13 protein-coding genes are annotated in these 17,178 nt (G+C 64.1%); all 13 read right to left on the bottom strand.

All coding sequences use genetic code 11. The features are described 5' to 3' along the window. Positions 1-37 precede the first annotated feature (37 nt). Complete coding sequence (locus tag ACJ8PI_RS10100) at positions 38-1,123, bottom strand: acyl-CoA desaturase (RefSeq protein ID WP_049212725.1); 1,086 nt, start codon at positions 1,121-1,123, stop codon at positions 38-40. Beyond that, positions 1,120-2,202: a fatty acid desaturase family protein gene (locus ACJ8PI_RS10105; RefSeq protein ID WP_049212724.1), complete on the bottom strand. Its 1,083-nt coding sequence runs from the start codon at positions 2,200-2,202 to the stop codon at positions 1,120-1,122. The genes ACJ8PI_RS10100 and ACJ8PI_RS10105 overlap by 4 nt, the downstream gene beginning before the upstream one ends. Continuing rightward, positions 2,195-3,328, bottom strand: coding sequence for a sterol desaturase family protein (locus ACJ8PI_RS10110; protein ID WP_079656567.1), 1,134 nt, complete (start codon positions 3,326-3,328; stop codon positions 2,195-2,197). Before ACJ8PI_RS10110 ends, ACJ8PI_RS10105 begins: the two co-directional genes overlap by 8 nt. Continuing rightward, positions 3,325-3,942 carry a phosphatase PAP2 family protein gene (locus tag ACJ8PI_RS10115; RefSeq protein WP_164134359.1) on the bottom strand — a complete coding sequence of 206 codons (618 nt, stop codon included), beginning with the start codon at positions 3,940-3,942 and terminating at the stop codon, positions 3,325-3,327. The genes ACJ8PI_RS10110 and ACJ8PI_RS10115 overlap by 4 nt, the downstream gene beginning before the upstream one ends. After that, positions 3,939-5,225 (bottom strand): F390 synthetase-related protein, encoded by a 1,287-nt coding sequence (locus tag ACJ8PI_RS10120; RefSeq protein WP_164134358.1) that lies wholly within the window; start codon positions 5,223-5,225, stop codon positions 3,939-3,941. The genes ACJ8PI_RS10115 and ACJ8PI_RS10120 overlap by 4 nt, the downstream gene beginning before the upstream one ends. Further along, positions 5,222-6,028, bottom strand: a complete 807-nt coding sequence (locus tag ACJ8PI_RS10125; RefSeq protein WP_164134357.1) for an MBL fold metallo-hydrolase — start codon at positions 6,026-6,028, stop codon at positions 5,222-5,224. The genes ACJ8PI_RS10120 and ACJ8PI_RS10125 overlap by 4 nt, the downstream gene beginning before the upstream one ends. Then, the gene (locus ACJ8PI_RS10130) at positions 6,021-7,037 is read right to left on the bottom strand and encodes an NAD-dependent epimerase/dehydratase family protein (protein WP_033653676.1); all 1,017 of its coding nucleotides are present in this window, start codon (positions 7,035-7,037) and stop codon (positions 6,021-6,023) included. Before ACJ8PI_RS10130 ends, ACJ8PI_RS10125 begins: the two co-directional genes overlap by 8 nt. After that, a complete protein-coding gene (locus tag ACJ8PI_RS10135) occupies positions 7,034-8,041 on the bottom strand; it encodes a 3-oxoacyl-[acyl-carrier-protein] synthase III C-terminal domain-containing protein (RefSeq protein ID WP_033653675.1) in 1,008 nt (335 codons plus the stop codon). The genes ACJ8PI_RS10130 and ACJ8PI_RS10135 overlap by 4 nt, the downstream gene beginning before the upstream one ends. A gap of 276 nt (positions 8,042-8,317) precedes the next feature. Then, on the bottom strand, positions 8,318-8,995 hold the full coding sequence (narI, locus tag ACJ8PI_RS10140; RefSeq protein ID WP_025303199.1) for a respiratory nitrate reductase subunit gamma: 678 nt from the start codon (positions 8,993-8,995) through the stop codon (positions 8,318-8,320). 2 nt (positions 8,996-8,997) lie between these two features. Continuing rightward, on the bottom strand, positions 8,998-9,720 hold the full coding sequence (narJ, locus tag ACJ8PI_RS10145; protein ID WP_060438561.1) for a nitrate reductase molybdenum cofactor assembly chaperone: 723 nt from the start codon (positions 9,718-9,720) through the stop codon (positions 8,998-9,000). Continuing rightward, entirely contained in the window at positions 9,717-11,261 is a 1,545-nt protein-coding gene (gene narH, locus ACJ8PI_RS10150; RefSeq protein ID WP_033634924.1) for a nitrate reductase subunit beta, read from the bottom strand. Before narH ends, narJ begins: the two co-directional genes overlap by 4 nt. Further along, a complete protein-coding gene (locus ACJ8PI_RS10155; RefSeq protein ID WP_047571568.1) occupies positions 11,258-15,019 on the bottom strand; it encodes a nitrate reductase subunit alpha in 3,762 nt (1,253 codons plus the stop codon). The genes narH and ACJ8PI_RS10155 overlap by 4 nt, the downstream gene beginning before the upstream one ends. Positions 15,020-15,311: 292 nt before the next feature. Continuing rightward, positions 15,312-17,171, bottom strand: coding sequence for a carbohydrate-binding protein CenC (locus ACJ8PI_RS10160; protein ID WP_053091962.1), 1,860 nt, complete (start codon positions 17,169-17,171; stop codon positions 15,312-15,314). Positions 17,172-17,178: the final 7 nt, after the last annotated feature.

Raw genomic sequence — 17,178 nt, forward strand, 5'->3', positions numbered from 1 at the left:
TGAACTGCGTAACGCCTCGCACAATCCGCATGCAACGCTAATGTGGTTTGCGCCCCATCGCGCTGAGGAAGCGCTGCTGCAGGCGCAACAGCTCCCCCAGCTCCAGCAGGCGGTAGTCGATGCCGAAACGCGGCGCTACCTCGCCGATGATGCGGCTCAGCGCCGGGTAATGACGGTGGCTCCAGTGCGGGAACAGATGATGCGTCAAATGCAGGTTCGCCCCGCCGAGCCAGTATCCCAGCCAACGCGGCCGGGTCAGCCAGTCGAAGGTGGTGGCGAACACATGGTGATACCAGCCGTGCGGCATCGCGCCCTGCGCTGGCGCCTGGTAAAAATTGGCCTTGGCCCAGTGGGTGCCGATGATCAACATCACGAACAGCAATGAAGAAAGCATCTGGCTCAGCAAATAGACCAGCAGAATTTGCCCGATGCCGATGGCCGGCGGCAGCAGCCAGCACGGGATCGCCAGCGCCAGCAGCAGGTGCGCCGCCTTGCCCGCCAGAAATCCGCACCAGCCGCGCACACCCTGCTGCGCCATGCGTGCCGCCACGCGGGTGCGGCCCGCCCGATCCAGCCAGTCGAACAGCCAGATGTAGTACGGGAACGTCAGCGCCGCCACCAGCGGCCAATAGTAGCGCTGGGCGCGCATAAAGGGCCGCCAGCGCTGGAACGGCGTTTGCCGCAGCACGCCGTTGGCGTCGATGTCGGGGTCGTAATGTTCGATATTGTTATGGGCATGGTGGAACAGCACGTGCCGCACACGCCAGCAGTCGGGATCCAGCCCCAGCGGCACGCTCACCAGGGCGTTCAGCCAGCGGTTGGCCCAGGGCCGACGGAAAAACGCGTTATGTGAGGCATCGTGCACCACGTTCACCGTCAGGAACATGCCGATAAAGATAAAACCGAAGTAGCAAGCGAAAAACGCCCAGCCGTTTTGCTGCTGCAGGCTCAACCCGTAACACAGGCCGCACAGCGCCAGCAGCAGCGCCACCTTCGCCAGCATGCCGCCGTCGGCGAAGCGGTGATCGCCGTTGGCCGCCAGATAATGCTGGGCGGCCTGCATCAGCGCACGATGTAGCCCACTGTCGTCACGCCGGTAGGCTAACGGACGCAGCGGCTTCATGGCTGCCCCATCCGGCGTAAGAAGCGCTGTTGCTGCGCCAGCAGTTCGCGATAGCCGATGCAGCGGTACGCCATGCCGTGCCGATGCGCCACTTCCGCCACTGCGGCGGCCAGCGCCGGGTAGTGGCGGTGATTCCAGCCGGGAAACAGGTGATGGGTCAGGTGATAGTTCAGCCCGCCGGTCAGGTGCTCCAGCCAGCGCGGCTCGGGCTGCCAGTCGCAGGCGGTGGCGAAATTGTGCCGGTACCAACCGTGCGGCATGCTGTCACCCGCCGGCGCCGGGTAAAACTCGGCCTGCGCCCAGTGGGTGCCCAGCAGCAGGAACACCACCAGCAGCGAGGCAAACATCTGGCTGAGCACGTAAGCCAACAGCACCCAGCCCCAACCGATGCCGTGCAGGTGGCACAGGATCAGCGGCACCACCAGCACCAGCGCCACATGAAGCAATTTGCACAGCACGAACAGCCTCCAACCGCCGCGCCCCGCCAGCACGCGTTTTTCCCGCAGCGGCGTTTTATCGAGCCGATCGGACCAATCGAAAATCCACGCGATGTAGGGCAGCGAGAGCGCGGCGATCAGCGGCCAGTACAGATGCTGATAGCGCATATGCGGCCGCCAGCGCTGGAACGGCGTCTGGCGGAAAAAGCCGTTCTCTTCGGTGTCCAGATCGTAGTGTTCGACGTTGGCGTAAACGTGGTGGTAATCCACGTGGCGCGTGCGCCAGTAGTCCGGATCGACGCCCAGCGGCAGCGTCACCAGCCGCCCCACCAGGCGATTGGCCCAGGGCGCGCGCAAGAAGGCGTTATGCGAAGCATCGTGGTTGACGTTGACGTTGAGCAGCATGCCCATGGCCACGAACAGGAAATAGCAGAGGAAAAACGCCCAGGGCTGATGCTGCATCAGGCTCAGGGCGTAAAACCCGACGCACAGCGCCAGCAACAGCGCGGCCTTGGCCAATCGCGCGGCATCGGCATAGCGATGATCGCCCGCCAGGCAGGCGTGCGCCGCGCGCTTGAGATCGCGGTGAAACGCCTGCTCGCCATCGGCGGGGAAACGCAGCGGCGGCAATAAGTCAGCCATGCGGTTCCTCCACGGCGGCCGGCGCGGCCACTCGCCCCCAGCCCAGCGCCACGCACAGGGCATGCAGCGCGACGGCGGCCATGGCGATATGCCAATAGCGCTGCGGCCAGCCAAGATAGCCGATAAACAGCAGCGGCATGCCCAGCGCGATCAGCAGCCAGACGGCGCTCGCCCACGGCCGCCCTTCCGTCATGCCGCCCAGCGCCACCGAGCCCAACGCCAGCAGCACCAGCAGCGCCATTTGCGGCCAGCTGATGTCGCCGTAGCCGTAACCGTATTGGTAGACGTAACCGACCACCAACGAGAACAGCAGCATGGCGCCGCTGAAGACGCTGAGCGCCGAACGGCGGTCGCGCGGCCGGCCCGGCGCCGGGCGCCATGCCAGACGGAAATAGCGCAGAAACGGCAGATTGCTCGCCCAGAACGGGTTGGCGGACGGCCGGTCGCCGCCGACGCCGTAGCTGAACGGCGTGGTCGGCAACGCCGGGCAGAACGTGCCGAACAGCTTGTCCCAGAAGATAAAGCTGCCGCCGAAGTTCTTATTGGAATACGCCATGTCCTTGACGTGGTGCACCCGGTGGTGCGCCGGCGTGACCAGGATTTTTTCCAGCACGCCCAGCTTCGGCGTCAGCGCATTGTGGTTAAACAGCTGAATGCTGTAGTGAAAAATCGAAACCGTGACGAACACCGACAGCGGCACGCCCGCCAGCGCCAGCAGCAAAAAGAACGGGATCGACGTCAACGACGAATACCAGGAGTTGCGCACCCCCAGCGACAGGTTGAAGTGCTCCCCCTGGTGGTGCACCACGTGTACCGCCCACAGCACGCGGAAGCGGTGGTGCAGACGGTGCAGCCAGTAGAAACCGAAGTCCCACGCCAGCAGGGCGAACAGCCACATCAGCAGCGGCGGCCAGGCGTCCAGCAGCCCCAGGCTGAAATGCGCGGCCACGTAGCCGTAGCAGGTGATCTCCAGCCCGCGGAACAGCCACAGCATGATATGGCCGGAGTTCAGGTTGAACACCAGATCGTGCCAGTTGACCGGCTCACGGCGCCCCCACTGCAGCGCCACCGCCTCGGCCACCACGATGAACAGCATGAACACTATCGGCAACGCCAGATCGCTCATCCCATTTCTCCTTTAACCACCCGCCGGCGCAGGGTCTTGATGCGCAGGGCCAACCACCCGGCGCACAGCGCCAGCAGCGCGCCGCCGGCCAGATCGACAAACAAATGGCGGCGCAGTTGCAGAATGGAGAACGCGATCGCCACGCCCCACAGCATCCACAGCGCCGTCCGCACTTTGCGCTCGCCGTCGCTCAACGCCCACACCGCCAGCACCGTCAGCGCCATATGCAACGAAGGCAGGCAGTTCTGCGGCGAATCCACCTGGGTTAACGCCGCCAGCAGCTGCACGCTGATCCCAACGCCATCGTTCCGCGGATAGGCCATGGTGGTCGGCCACAGCAGGTAAACTGCCCCGGCGCCCAGCGCCGTCAGCTGCATCGCCAACGTCAGCCATTTGATTCGCTGCAGCGGCGCCAGCAAATAGCCCGCCGGGACGATGAGGAAGAACGACAGGTAAAGCCAAATGGCCGCCGGGCTGAACGGGATCGCCCGATCAAGCGCCGACGGCGGCAACAAAGTTCCCGTCCCCTGCAGGCGATCGGTCAGGCTATACACCACCCCGACCGTCCCCCAGCCGAGCAACATGTGCCCTAGCCTGAACAGCGTATTTTTCATGCTTCCTCCGCCTGGCGCACGATGCGCCGCCGCTTGCGATCGAACTGCGGCAGCACCGCCTGCGCCGTCAACCGCCATTCGAGCCGATCGGTGGCGATGCCCTGGCGAGCGAACAGCGCGATCAGCTGCGCCTGGCAGTGCGCCAACGCCGCCGGGCTGCAATCGGCGATCAACTCCAGCCGGTGCTCGCCGCGCTGGATCAGGCGGTAATCGCTGGTCAGCGGCAGCGCATTGGCAATCGTCCGGCTGCAGGCATCGGCGAACACCGCCTGCGGTTGCCGCTGCGCATCGGGCAGCATCAGCTGATCGTCGCGCCGCCCTTCGATACGCGCGATCGCGCGCGTCGGCTGCCCGCACGGGCAGGGTTCCTTGCGCAGTACCAGCACATCGTCCAGCCGATAACGCACGATCGGCTGCGTGCCGCGGGTGAAATCAGTGATCAGCGGCGTGAAACGCAGTTCGTCGATCCACTGCGGTTCGATATGCAAAAACTCTTCGTTCAGATGCAGGGTGCCGTGCGCGCAGGTCGCGGCCAGGAACCCCTCGGTAGCCTGATACACTTCGCCAACCGCCGGAAACACCTGCATCAGCAGGCGGCGATCCTGTTCTTCCAATACCTCGGCGACCGAAATCACTTTTTTGACCGGCAGCTTCACCTGCCCGGCCAGCACCGCCAGCGCCAGGGCGCGCAGCACCTGCGCCGGCGCCACGATGATGCTGGGCACCTGCCGTTCCAGCGCGGGCAGATGCTCGCTGAACGGCGCCAGCAAATCGTAAAACGCCAGGCTCAGCCAACGGTTGTTTACGCTGTGATAGAGATTATTGTCCGCCCGCAGAAACAGCGCGACGCGCTCGCCGGCCAGCAGCCCGTCCGGCAGCATCTTCGCCAGCATGCCGCCGGCCCACACCTGCTGTTCGCGCGGGCTGACGACAAACACGCCGCGCTGCCCGGAGGTGCCGGACGACAATCCGACGCTGTAGCGGCCGATCTTTGGCGTGAAATCGCGATCCGCCTCGCTGCGCTGCGCGCAGGCCAGCACCGCCTCCCGGCTCAGCCCGGCGGTATTCATCCGGTCGAACTGCGCCATCATCAGCGCCTTGTCCATCTGCGGCCATTCGGCGAACGGCCGGCGGCTGAAGCGCTGAAAATAGGGGCTCTTGCTCAGCACCCGGCGGGCAAAGCCCGCGAGCTGCCGAGCCTGATGCGCCTCCAGCGCCGCACGATCGCCAAAGCGCAGGCGCCGGGCGCGGAAGTAGTGCCACAGGGTCATGAAAGGGATCACAGGTCCCCCTCGTGGCACAGCAAAATGTTGACCTGGCCGCCCGCCCACAGTTGGTTAAGCCGTTCCAGCGTGCGGGTGTACGCCACCGCGTCGTCCATCACCAGATTGGCCAGGCGCGAAGGCCCGCGCAGCGTCTGGTAGCTCTGCGGCGACCAGGCGGCGTCGCTGGCCAACAGCGTCCAGCCGGCGTCGGTGAGAATAAAGGCGCCGATATGGCCGGCCGCATGCCCCGGCAGCGGCACCAGCACGATCTGCCCTTCGCTGCCCGGCAGCGCGTAACCGCGATCGAACGGCGCCAGCAGCGCGGGCAACGCCACCGAGGGAAAAGCTTCCATAAACTGCAGGCGGCTCTCGAAATCCGCCGGGATCAGGCCGGGAATAAAGGCGCGTTTCAGCGCCGCGAAACCGCGCAGCCCACGGGTTTGCTGCCAGCCTTCGCCGCAGCAAATAAAATCGAGGCGGCTGAAATCCTGCAGCCCGGCGATGTGATCCGCGTGAAAGTGCGAGACGATCAGCGCCTGGATGTCGCCTTCGGCGTAACCGGCTTCGCGCAGCTGATGCGCCAACGACTCGGCGGGGTCGAAGTAGACCGGCGTCATGCGGCGGTAAAGGCTGAACACCCCCGACTGCGTGTGCTGCTGAAAATAATGCGCATAGCCGGTATCCCACAGCCAGCGGCGCTCTCCCACCTCCAGCAGATAGGCGCGTGCCGGAAATTTACATACCCGGAACCCGGCGCCGCGCAGCGCCATACAGCCGATATGCGTGCAATAGCCCACTTCAAAAACGGTGACCTTACCCATGCTGTATGCCTCCTTGCTGCCGCAGCCACTCGCCGGTCAGGCGGATCCCCTCTTCCATCGAGTAACGCGGCCGATAGCCCAGCTCTTCGATCGCGCGGGTCTGGCTCAGGGTCATGTCAAAATGCACCGCCGCCACGCTGTAGCGCGTCAGCAGCGGTTCCTTGCCGCTCAGGCTTGCCCACAGCTCCATGCCGCCGGCCAGCGCCTGCAGCAGCGGATACGGCACGGCTTGCAGCTGGTAACGCAGCCCCAGCTCCTGGCGCAGCAGTGCATCCAGCATCTCCGCCAGCCGCTGTGGTTGATGGTTGGTGATGTTATACACGGCGCCGGACGGCAATCCGCGCTGCCGGCTGGCCAGCTCCATGGCGTGCACCACGTTGGGAGCAAAGGTCAGATCCAGCAGCGCTTGCCCGCCGCCGGGCAGCCGCAGCACGCCGCGATCGCGTTCGAGCTGCTGCAACAGCCGCGGCACGATCACCCGATCGTGCGGGCCAAACAGGCCGCGCGGCCGCAGCATAATATAGGTGGTTTGCGGGTAGATCTTCGCCTGCGCCAACAGCCGCTGCTCGGCGGCGTGCTTGCTGGCGGCATAGTGATTGGCGAAGCGCCGGGCGCGATAACCCTCATCAAGATCGTAATGCGGCTGAAAATCGAAGTAGATTGCCGGCGTGGAGATATGCACGAAGCGCCGCACGCCGCAGCGCCCGGCCGCCTCCGCCAGTTTCTCCGTCGCCGCGACGTTGATGCGGTGAAATTCCGCTTTGCCGCCCCAGGGGGAAGACTTGGCCGCACAGTGCCACACCCACTCGCAGTCGGTCACCAGCTCCCGGCACTGCTGCGGCGTGGCCTGCGCCAGATCGCGCGAGTAAAATTCAGCGCCCATCTGCCGCAACGCTTCGCCGGCCCGCTCATCGCGGCCGGTGGCGCGCACCTGATGCCCGGCCTCCAGCAACCACTGCGCCGCGTTGCGCCCCAGCCCGCTGGTCGCCCCGGTCACCAGCACCCTCATGGCAGCAACACCATGCCGGCCAGCGCCAGCCCGGCGGCGGTGCCGATCAGCATCACCGGCTGGCCGGGGTTGAAGCGCCCGGTGGTCACGGCGGCATGCAGCGCGGTCGGGATAGAGGCCGCCACCTGGTTGCCGTGATGGCGGTAGATGTCCACCAGCGCCTCGCTGGAAACGTGCAGCCGTTTACGCATATGTTCGAGCGACAAATGGCTGGCCTGGTGCGGCACCACGGTGGCGATCTGCGCCAGGGTCAAGCCGCTGGCGCTCAGCAGCCGGTCGAGGTAGTCCTCAATCAGCGCCGACGCCTGACGGAACAGCGGTTTGCCCTGCATATGAAACAGGAAGTCTTGCTCGCACATGCCGGCGCGCGGGTTGCGGCGCGTGCCGCCGGCGCGGATCTCGCACAGTTCGCTGCCGGCGGGATAGGTTTCCACCAGGCTGGCGAGGATGCCGCCGGTGCCGTCACCGCGCTCCACGATGGCGCAGGCGGCGCCGTCGCCGAAAATCAGCGACGACTCTTCGTGCTGCCAGTCGATGCCGCGCGAAGCGAGATCCGCCGAGACGATGGCGATACGCCGATACGTCCCGGCGTTCAACAGCCCCGCCGCCACCTGCAGTGCAGAGATAAAGCTGACGCAGCTGCTGTTGATGTCGAAGCCCGGCGTACCCGGCGCCAATCCGGCGATCTTGAGAATATGCGCGGCAGAGCACGGCAGCGCCTGTACCGCTATCGCCGAGGCGGAGATCAGCAGGTCAATCGAAGCGGCCGGAATAGTGCTGCGGGCCAGCGCGTCTTGCAGTGCGGCGGCGGCGAGCTCGGCCTGGCTGGCATCGTCGGCGGCGTGATAGCGGTAAACGATGCCCGAGCGCTTTTCAACGTAGCCGGCCGGTTTCCCCAGGCGGGCATCGAGCGTAGAGGAGGCCACGCGGTTGGGCGGCAACGCGGCCCCGGTGGCGATGATTTTCAGAGGCAACAGCTCGGGTGAGCGACATTGTGTGGTCATTATTGTTATTGATTAACCTGACTATCCATAAAGCGATTCTCCCGCGCGGCGCGAAGGCCATGCGGATCATCCCCGGTTTTTATGTCCCAAAAGGCCTTTCATCAAGGCGCTATCTCTTGTTATCGGCTACCACGGGCCGACGTCCGTCGGCGCAAGCATAAGCGTAACATGACTGAGATAGTTAGTTTACGACAAGGCGGCGAGAATGGGCAGACGGCGGGGGAATTATCGGAATAGCGCCGCCGCTGGCGATCGGCGGCGGCTGCGGGGTCAGGCTCAGCGGCGGTTGCGCACCAGCTGGTAACGGCGGGTCAGATACTCTACCGGCGCACTCCAGATATGCACCAGGCGGCAGAACGGGAACAGCACGAACAGCGTCATGCCCAGCACCATGTGCAGTTTGAAGATAATCGCCACGCCTTCCAGGTGCGCAGAGGCGCCGGCGTGGAACGTCACCACCGCCTGTGCCCAGGCCACCAGCTTCATCATTTCGCTGCCGTCCATATGCTGGGCGGAGAACGGAATGGTCAGCAGGCCGAGGCACACCTGCACCACCAGCAACGTCAGGATCATGATGTCGGCGAAGCTGCTGGTGGCGCGCACCCGCGGATTGGTCAACCGGCGCTTCAGCAACAGCGCACCGCCGATTAGCGTCATCAGGCCGCAGGCGCCGCCGGCGATCATCGCCAGCTTCTGCTTCACGTCGATCGGCAGGAAAGCCTCATACATCCAGTGTGGCGTCAGCATGCCGAGGAAATGGCCCGCGAAGATGCCGATAATGCCGATGTGAAACAGGTTGGACGCCAGCCGCATGCCCTTTTTATCCAGCATCTGGCTGGAGCCGGCGCGCCAGCTGTACTGCCCGTAGTCGTAACGCAACCAGCTGCCGATCAGGAATACCGCGCCGGCCAGATAAGGGTAAATATCGAAGAAGAACTGATTCAAAAATTGCATGATTAGCGTCCTTTGGTTCCGGTTAACGCATCCGTCAGGTCCAGATACTGTGGCGCCACCGCGCCGGCGAAGCGCCGCTGGTGCGCCGTCTGCTGGGCGGAGGCGCAGCCCTGTTCGCCGAGAAACTTGACCTGCTCCTCTTCCCACACCGCATCCAGCGCCTGCGGCGTATCGTCGCGCGCCTCTTGCGCCACCTGGGTTTCCAGCGCCTGAGCCTGCACCTCGCTGCCGGACAGCAATAGCAGCAGATCGAACAGCACCGCGTACGGGCTTTCTCGCTGTTGCAGGCGCGCGCCCAGCAGCGCCAGGATCGGCGCGATGTCCTGCAGCCCTTCCCGCGCCTGCGCCGCGCTGCGGCTGGCCAGATACTCCAGGTACAGCGGCAGGAAATCCGGTAGCTCGCGGCTGTCGATCTCCAGCCCGGCGGCGCGGTACTGCGCCATCAGATCGACCATCGCCTGGCCGCGATCGCGCGACTCGCCGTGCACGTGCTCAAACAGCAGCAGCGAGGTGGCGCGGCCGCGATCGAACAGCTCGCAATAGTCGGCCTGCGCGTCCAGCAGCGGGCGGGCGCACAGGCGGCGGATAAACAGAATCAGCTGCGCGCTGTGGTGCAGATCCAGCTCGCTGGCCGGCTCCAGCGCCTCAATCAGCGCCTGCTGATGGTCAAACAGGACCTGCTCCGGGTAATCCAGCAGGCGGGCGATCACTTTCAGGCTGATCATGAGGCATCCTCCGGCCGCGCGGTTTTCGCGGTCACGTCGATGGCGTCGATGCGGCGGCTGTTGAACAGGTTGAACTTGCCGTCGCTGCCGTGGCAGCCGTCGCCGAAGCTGAAACCGCAGCCTTTGCTTTCCGGGAAGGCTTCGCGCGCCAGCTCGCGGTGGCTCGACGGCACCACGAAGCGATCTTCATAGTTGGCGATCGCCAGGTAGCGATACATCTCCTGCGCCTGCGCTTCGCTCAACCCGACCTGCTCCAGCGCGCTGGTGTCCACCACGCCGTCGACGGTTTCCGCCCGCTTGTAGTGGCGCATCGCCAGCATGCGCTTCAGCGCCAGCAGCACCGGTTCGGTATCGCCGGCGGTCAGCAGGTTCGCCAGATACTGCACCGGAATGCGCAGGCTCTCGACGTCCGGCAGCACGCCGCTGTGCGCCAGCTCGCCGGCGTCGGCGGCGGACTGAATCGGCGACAACGGCGGCACGTACCAGACCATCGGCAGCGTGCGGTATTCCGGGTGCAGCGGCAGCGCCAGCTTCCAGTCCATCGCCATTTTGTACACCGGCGACTGCTGGGCAGCTTCAATGACCCCCTGCGGCACGCCGTCCGCCAGCGCCTGAGCAATCACCTTCGGGTCATGCGGATCGAGGAAGATGTCGAGCTGGCTCTGATACAGATCCTTGTCGTTCTCCACCGCCGCCGCCTGCTCGATGCGGTCGGCGTCGTACAGCAGCACGCCGAGGTAGCGAATGCGGCCCACGCAGGTCTCCGAACACACCGTCGGCTGCCCAGCTTCGATGCGCGGGTAGCAGAAGATGCACTTCTCGGACTTGCCGCTCTTCCAGTTGAAGTAGATTTTCTTGTACGGACAGCCGGTCAGGCACATGCGCCAGCCGCGGCACTTGTCCTGGTCGATCAGCACAATACCGTCTTCGCCGCGCTTGTAGATCGCCCCGCTCGGGCAGGTGGCGACGCAGGCCGGGTTGAGGCAGTGCTCGCACAGGCGCGGCAGGTACATCATGAAGGTGTTTTCGAACTGGCCGTACATCGCCTTCTGCAGGTTGTCGAAATTCTTGTCCTGCGAGCGTTTTTCGAACTCCCCGCCGAGGATCTCCTCCCAGTTCGGGCCGCTTTCGATCTTGTTCATGCGCTGGCCGGTGATCAGCGAGCGCGGGCGGGCCACCGGCTGGTGCTTGCCCTGTTTGGCGGTGTGCAGATGCTGGTAGTCGTAATCGAACGGCTCGTAGTAGTCGTCCAGCGCCGGCACGTCCGGGTTGGCGAAGATTTTCGCCAGCACGCCGACACGGTTGCCCATACGCGGCTCCAGCTTGCCGTTGATTTTACGTATCCAGCCGCCCTTCCATTTTTCCTGATCTTCCCAGGCGTGCGGATACCCGACGCCGGGCTTGCTTTCCACGTTATTGAACCAGGCGTATTCCATACCTTCACGGCTGGTCCAGACGTTTTTGCAGGTGACCGAACAGGTGTGGCAACCGATGCACTTGTCCAGATTCAGCACCATGCCGACTTGCGAACGAATTTTCATTTGCTGTTCTCCTGCTGACTGCCCTGCGCGTAGTCGTTGCCTTCGTCGTCCAACCAATCAATGCGGTTCATCTTGCGCACCACCACGAACTCGTCGCGGTTGGAGCCGACGGTGCCGTAGTAGTTGAAGCCGTAGGCCAGCTGCGCATAGCCGCCGATCATGTGGGTCGGCTTCGGACAGGCGCGGGTCACCGAGTTGTGGATGCCGCCACGCTGGCTGGTGATCTCCGAGCCCGGCAGGTTCACGATGCGCTCCTGCGCGTGGTACATCATGGTCATGCCGGCCGGGATACGCTGGCTGACCACCGCGCGCGCCGTCAGCGCGCCGTTGGCGTTGAAGGCCTCGATCCAGTCGTTGTCCGCGATGCCCAGATCTTTGGCGTCGTCTTCGCTCAGCCAGACGATCGGGCCGCCGCGCGACAGCGTCAGCATCAACAGGTTGTCGCTGTAGGTGGAGTGAATGCCCCACTTCTGGTGCGGCGTCAGGAAGTTCAGCGCCTTCTCCTTGTTGCCGTTCGGTTTGCTGTTGAGCAACGGCTGCGCGGCGCGGGTGTCGATCGGCGGCCGATATACCAGCAGGCTTTCACCAAAGGCGCGCATCCACTCGTGATCCTGATACAGCTGTTGACGGCCGCTGAGGGTGCGCCACGGGATCAGCTCGTGCACGTTGGTGTAGCAGGCGTTGTAGGATACGTGTTCGTCCTCCAGACCGGACCAGGTCGGGCTGGAGATGATTTTGCGCGGCTGCGCCTGAATGTCGCGGAAGCGAATTTTCTCGTCTTCCTTGTTCAGCGCCAGATGGCGGTGATCGCGGCCGGTGACGTTGCTCAGGGCCTCCCAGGCTTTTACCGCCACCTGGCCGTTGGTTTCCGGCGCCAGCGACAGGATCACTTCCGCCGCGTCTATCGCGCTCTCGATCTTCGGCCGCCCCGCCGCCGGGCCGTCGGCCTTGACGTAGTTAAGCTGCTTGAGGAAGTCGACCTCGGTTTGGGTGTTCCAGCTGATGCCCTTGCCGCCGTTGCCCAATTTGTCCAGCAGCGGCCCCAGCGAGGTGAAGCGCTCGTAGGTGGCCGGGTAATCGCGCTCCACCGCGATGATGTGCGGCGCGGTTTTGCCCGGGATCAGATCGCATTCGCCTTTCTTCCAGTCCTGCACGCCGTAAGGTTGCGCCAGCTCGGCGGCGGAATCGTGCTGGATAGGCAGGGTCACCACGTCGGTTTCCTGGCCCAGATGGCCAACGCACACCTCGGAGAAGGCCTTGGCGATGCCCTTGTAGATCTCCCAGTCGCTCTTCGAATCCCAGGCCGGATCGACCGCCGCCGACAGCGGATGGATGAACGGGTGCATGTCGGAGGTGTTCATGTCGTCTTTTTCATACCAGGTGGCGGTCGGCAACACCACGTCGGAGTACAGGCAGGTGCTCGACATGCGGAAATCGAGCGTCACCACCAAATCCAGCTTGCCTTCGCCGCCCTGCTCGCGCCATTCCACTTCCTGCGGCATCACGCCGCCCTGCTGGCCGAGATCTTTCCCCTGAATGCCGTTTTCGGTGCCCAATAGGTATTTGAGCATGTACTCATGGCCCTTGCCGGAGGAGCCCAACAGGTTGGAGCGCCAGACGAACAGGTTGCGCGGGAAGTTCTGCGGATTGTCCGGCTGCTCGGCGGCGAAGCCCAGCGAGCCATTTTTCAGGCTGTCGACGGTGAACTCGACCGGCGACTGACCGGCCGCGCGGGCCTGCTCCGCCAGGCGCAGCGGGTTAGTGCCCAGCTGCGGCGCCGACGGCAGCCAGCCCATGCGCTCAGCGCGCACGTTGAAGTCGATCAGGCTGCCGCCGAAGCGCGATTTGTCCGCCAGCGGCGACAGCAGCTCGTCGGTGCCAACGGTTTCATAGCGCCATTGGCTGGAATGGTTGTAGAAGAACGAGGTGCTGTTCATGTGGCGCGGCGGGCGCTGCCAGTCGAGGCCGAACGCCAGCGGCAGCCAGCCGGTTTGCGGCCGCAGTTTTTCCTGGCCGACGTAGTGCGCCCAGCCGCCGCCGCTCTGGCCGACGCAACCGCAGAAGATCAGCATATTGATCAGGCCACGGTAGGTCATGTCCATGTGATACCAGTGGTTGACGCCGGCGCCGACGATGATCATCGAACGGCCGTGGGTCTTCTCGGCGTTTTCCGCGAACTCGCGGGCAATGCGGATGATGTTGTGGCGCGACACGCCGGTGATCTGTTCGGCCCAGGCCGGGCTGTAGGCCTTGACCTCGTCATAATCGGCGGCGCAGTTGGCGTCGCCCAACCCACGCTCGAGGCCGTAGTTGGCAAGCGTCAGGTCGTACACGCTGGTCACCAGCGCTTCGCTGCCGTCCGCCAGCTGCAGGCGTTTCACCGGCAGTTTGTGCAGCAGGATCTCGTCCAGCGCCACGCTGTTGAAATGCTCGCTGTCGGCGCCGCCGAAGTACGGGAAGCCCACCTCGGCAACATCGTCATGCATGCCCAACAGGCTGAGCTGCAGCTCGACTTCCTGTTGCGACTTGCCCTCGCGCTGTTCCAGGTTCCACTTGCCCTTCTCGCCCCAACGGAAGCCGATGGAGCCCTGCGGCGCCACCAGATCGCCGCTGCGGCTGTCGATAGCGACGGTTTTCCACTCGGGGTTGTTTTCCTGGCCCAGCCCGTCCACCAGATCGGCGGCGCGCAGCAGGCGGCCGGCGGCGTAATGGCCGCCTTCACGCGCTTCCAGCAGCACCAGCATCGGCATGTCGGTATAGCGGCGCACGTAGTCGCGGAAGTAGCCGACTTCGCGATCGAGATGGAACTCTTTCAGCATTACGTGGCCCATCGCCAGCGCCATCGCGCTGTCGGTGCCCTGCTTCGGATTCAGCCAGTGGTCGCACAGCTTGGCGACTTCGGCATAGTCCGGCGTCACCGCCACGGTTTTGGTGCCCTTGTAACGTACTTCGGTAAAGAAGTGGGCGTCCGGGGTGCGCGTCTGCGGCACGTTGGAGCCCCAGGCGATAATGTAAGAGGAGTTGTACCAATCGGCGGATTCCGGCACGTCGGTCTGCTCGCCCCAGGTCATCGGCGAGGCCGGCGGCAGATCGCAATACCAGTCGTAGAAGCTCAGGCAGGCGCCGCCGATCAGCGACAGGTAGCGGGCGCCGGCGGCGTAGGACACCATCGACATCGCCGGGATCGGCGAGAAGCCGATGATACGGTCCGGGCCGAAGGTTTTGGCGGTATAGACGTTGGCGGCGGCGATCAGTTCATTGACCTCCTGCCAGCTGGAGCGGACGAAACCGCCGCGGCCGCGCGCCACCTTGTAGCTTTTGGCTTTTTCCGCATCGCCGACGATAGAGCCCCAGGCCGCGACCGGATCGCTGTGCTGCGCTTTCGCCTCGCGCCACAGCTTGAGCAGACGCTTGCGCATCAGCGGGTATTTCAGCCGGTTGGCGCTGTACAGGTACCAGGAGTAGCTGGCGCCGCGCGGGCAGCCGCGCGGTTCATGGTTGGGCAGATCGGGGCGGGTGCGCGGGTAGTCGGTTTGCTGGGTTTCCCAGGTCACCAGGCCATTCTTCACGTAGATCTTCCAACTGCAGGAACCGGTGCAGTTCACGCCGTGGGTGGAACGCACCACTTTGTCGTGCTGCCAACGGCTGCGGTAGCCGTCTTCCCAGTCGCGGTTGGTGTTCAAGGTCTGGCCGTGATCGCCAGAAAAAGGCTCCGCCAACTGCTTGAAATAGCGGAAACGGTCTAAAAATTTGCTCATCCGGAATGCTCCTGAAGGCTCTTGTCGTTATAAGAAGACATGCTCAATCTGCCGCCAGCCTACTGACGGCCAACCGGCGGCAAATTGATTGCGATCAAGAGAAAGCGGGAGGCGATACACGCGCCGGGTGAGAAATACCACCAAAGTATAGGTGCGATAAACGAGATTAATATGTTGAATTTAAATGAATAAATCAGGAGTGGAAGACAGAGGCTGACGGGCGGGAGGCAAGATGGGGTATTTGGGGGTAGGACGCGGGAGAAACCTCCCGCGTAACGCTAACTCGACGCTTTCAGCGTTGGAGCCACAGCGTCGCGGTGCCCACGGCGGGCAACGCCAGCTGGATCTCCGCCCCCCCTTCCTGCTGCCGCCAGCCCGCCGGAAGGCGCAATCGGGTGCTTCCCTCTCGATAGTAAGGGTTGGCTACCAGCAGCAAGGCGCGATCGCCCAGAACAAACATCCGCGCCGGCATTTGAGGGTTGCTTCCCGCCAGCGGCGTCGATTTTCCCGTCAGCAGATAAGGGGTGAAGGCGGCGATTTGCTGCGACACGGCGGCCACACCGCGCCAGGTGGCGTCAAACTCCCGTTGGTCGAAGCGGCCGGTTTTGCGCTTGTAAAACAGATCGGTATAAGAATAAAACAACAGCCCCTTGGCGCCGCCGATCAGCGCCTGCCAGGCCTGATTGCGGATTTCCGCCTCTGACGGCGGATGTGGCTTGCGGCGGGCGTCATAAGCGGCATGATCCATGATTTGCATCACCACCCAGGCTCCGCGCGCCTGGCGGGCGGCCTGCACCGTCAGTTCGGTATAACGCGTGGTGCGCGTCAGATCGCGATCGTTCCCCACCGGGTAAGGGTCGGTCGCCAAAATGTCGCTGCTGTTGAAGTGAGCGTCCAACTCCCCGGTTTTGTTCAACACCTGGAAGGTAGGATGATCGCCGTCAAGCCGCTTTATTTGCAGGTTTTTTTCCTCGATCTTATCGAGATATTCCGGCCCCAGCTCATCGTTGATGTACCAGGCGAGCAGGTTGGGCTGAGAGCGCAAGCGCTGCACGTACCAGGCCGTCATCGCCGCATAATCGCCGCCGCGCACGGCCGGAGCGAAACGGCTGCCGCGGTACTGATCTTTGACGGAGTAAATGACCAGCAGCCCGCGCTGGCGTGCGTTGCGGAAAAAGGCATAAGGGTCTTTCTTCTCCCCATAATCATAATTCAGCACCGTGTTGAATCCCGCCGATGCGATGCGCGCCAAATGCTCATCGGTAGCCACGTTGGCGTAAATGCCCAACGGGAAAAGCCGTTGACCGTCGCGCAGGGTAAAGCCTTCGCTGTCGATCGCCACTTTGGCCGCAGGCTGCCCGACGCGAAAAGACAGCTCGCTGTCCGGTGCCGGCCGGGATTGCTGCCCGGTGACCTGCTGACGCAGGCGGTATTCGCCCTGGGCCAGGCCGGTCGGCGGTTGGTATTCGATACGGCGCTGCCCTTCAACCTGATAACGGTCGCGGCTACGGTGAACAACCTGCCCCTCGGCATTGAGCAATTCGCTGTCGACTTGCAAACGCTGCGGCTGCGAAGTGACGACCAGCGTGTCGACCTTCCCCTGTGCCGACGCGCCGAGCTGATACAACGCGGGCGTAGGCGCTCGAGCACACGCATAGGCGTCGTCAAACCAGGCGGTACCGGTGCTCCCCTTGCGCAGATAAACGCCAAACGTGATTCGCGCCGCCTGCGGCGGCACGGTATAGCTGGCGTTCACCTGCCGCCAGCCGCTGTCGCCGGTCACCCCAGCCGGATAGCTGCCCTCCAGAAAGCGCCCCTGCGCATCAAAGCTCTGCAGATAAACCCCGGCGCCGCCGTCGCGGCTTTGCCCGCGTACGCCGCGGGTCTTGAGCCAGACGCCAAAATCGATCGTCTGTCCGGGCGCAACCTGCAGCGCCTGGTTGAAGGTGCGGTACTGCGCGGCATCTGCATTGTCATAGCGCAAACTGCCATTGCCGCTGTGCGTATCGCCGTCGGCCTGCGCGCCCTGCGCTCGCCAGCCGCCGAGACCCTGCTCAAAGCCGGGGTTGGCCAACAGATTGGGTTGGCAGCTCTGCGCCAGAGCCGAAGCGCCCCACAAGGCGCAACAGCCCAGAACCACCCTCTGATACATCCCCCTC

Source organism: Serratia sp. CY82433 (assembly GCF_052166535.1).
Taxonomy (GTDB): Bacteria; Pseudomonadota; Gammaproteobacteria; order Enterobacterales; family Enterobacteriaceae; genus Serratia; species Serratia sarumanii.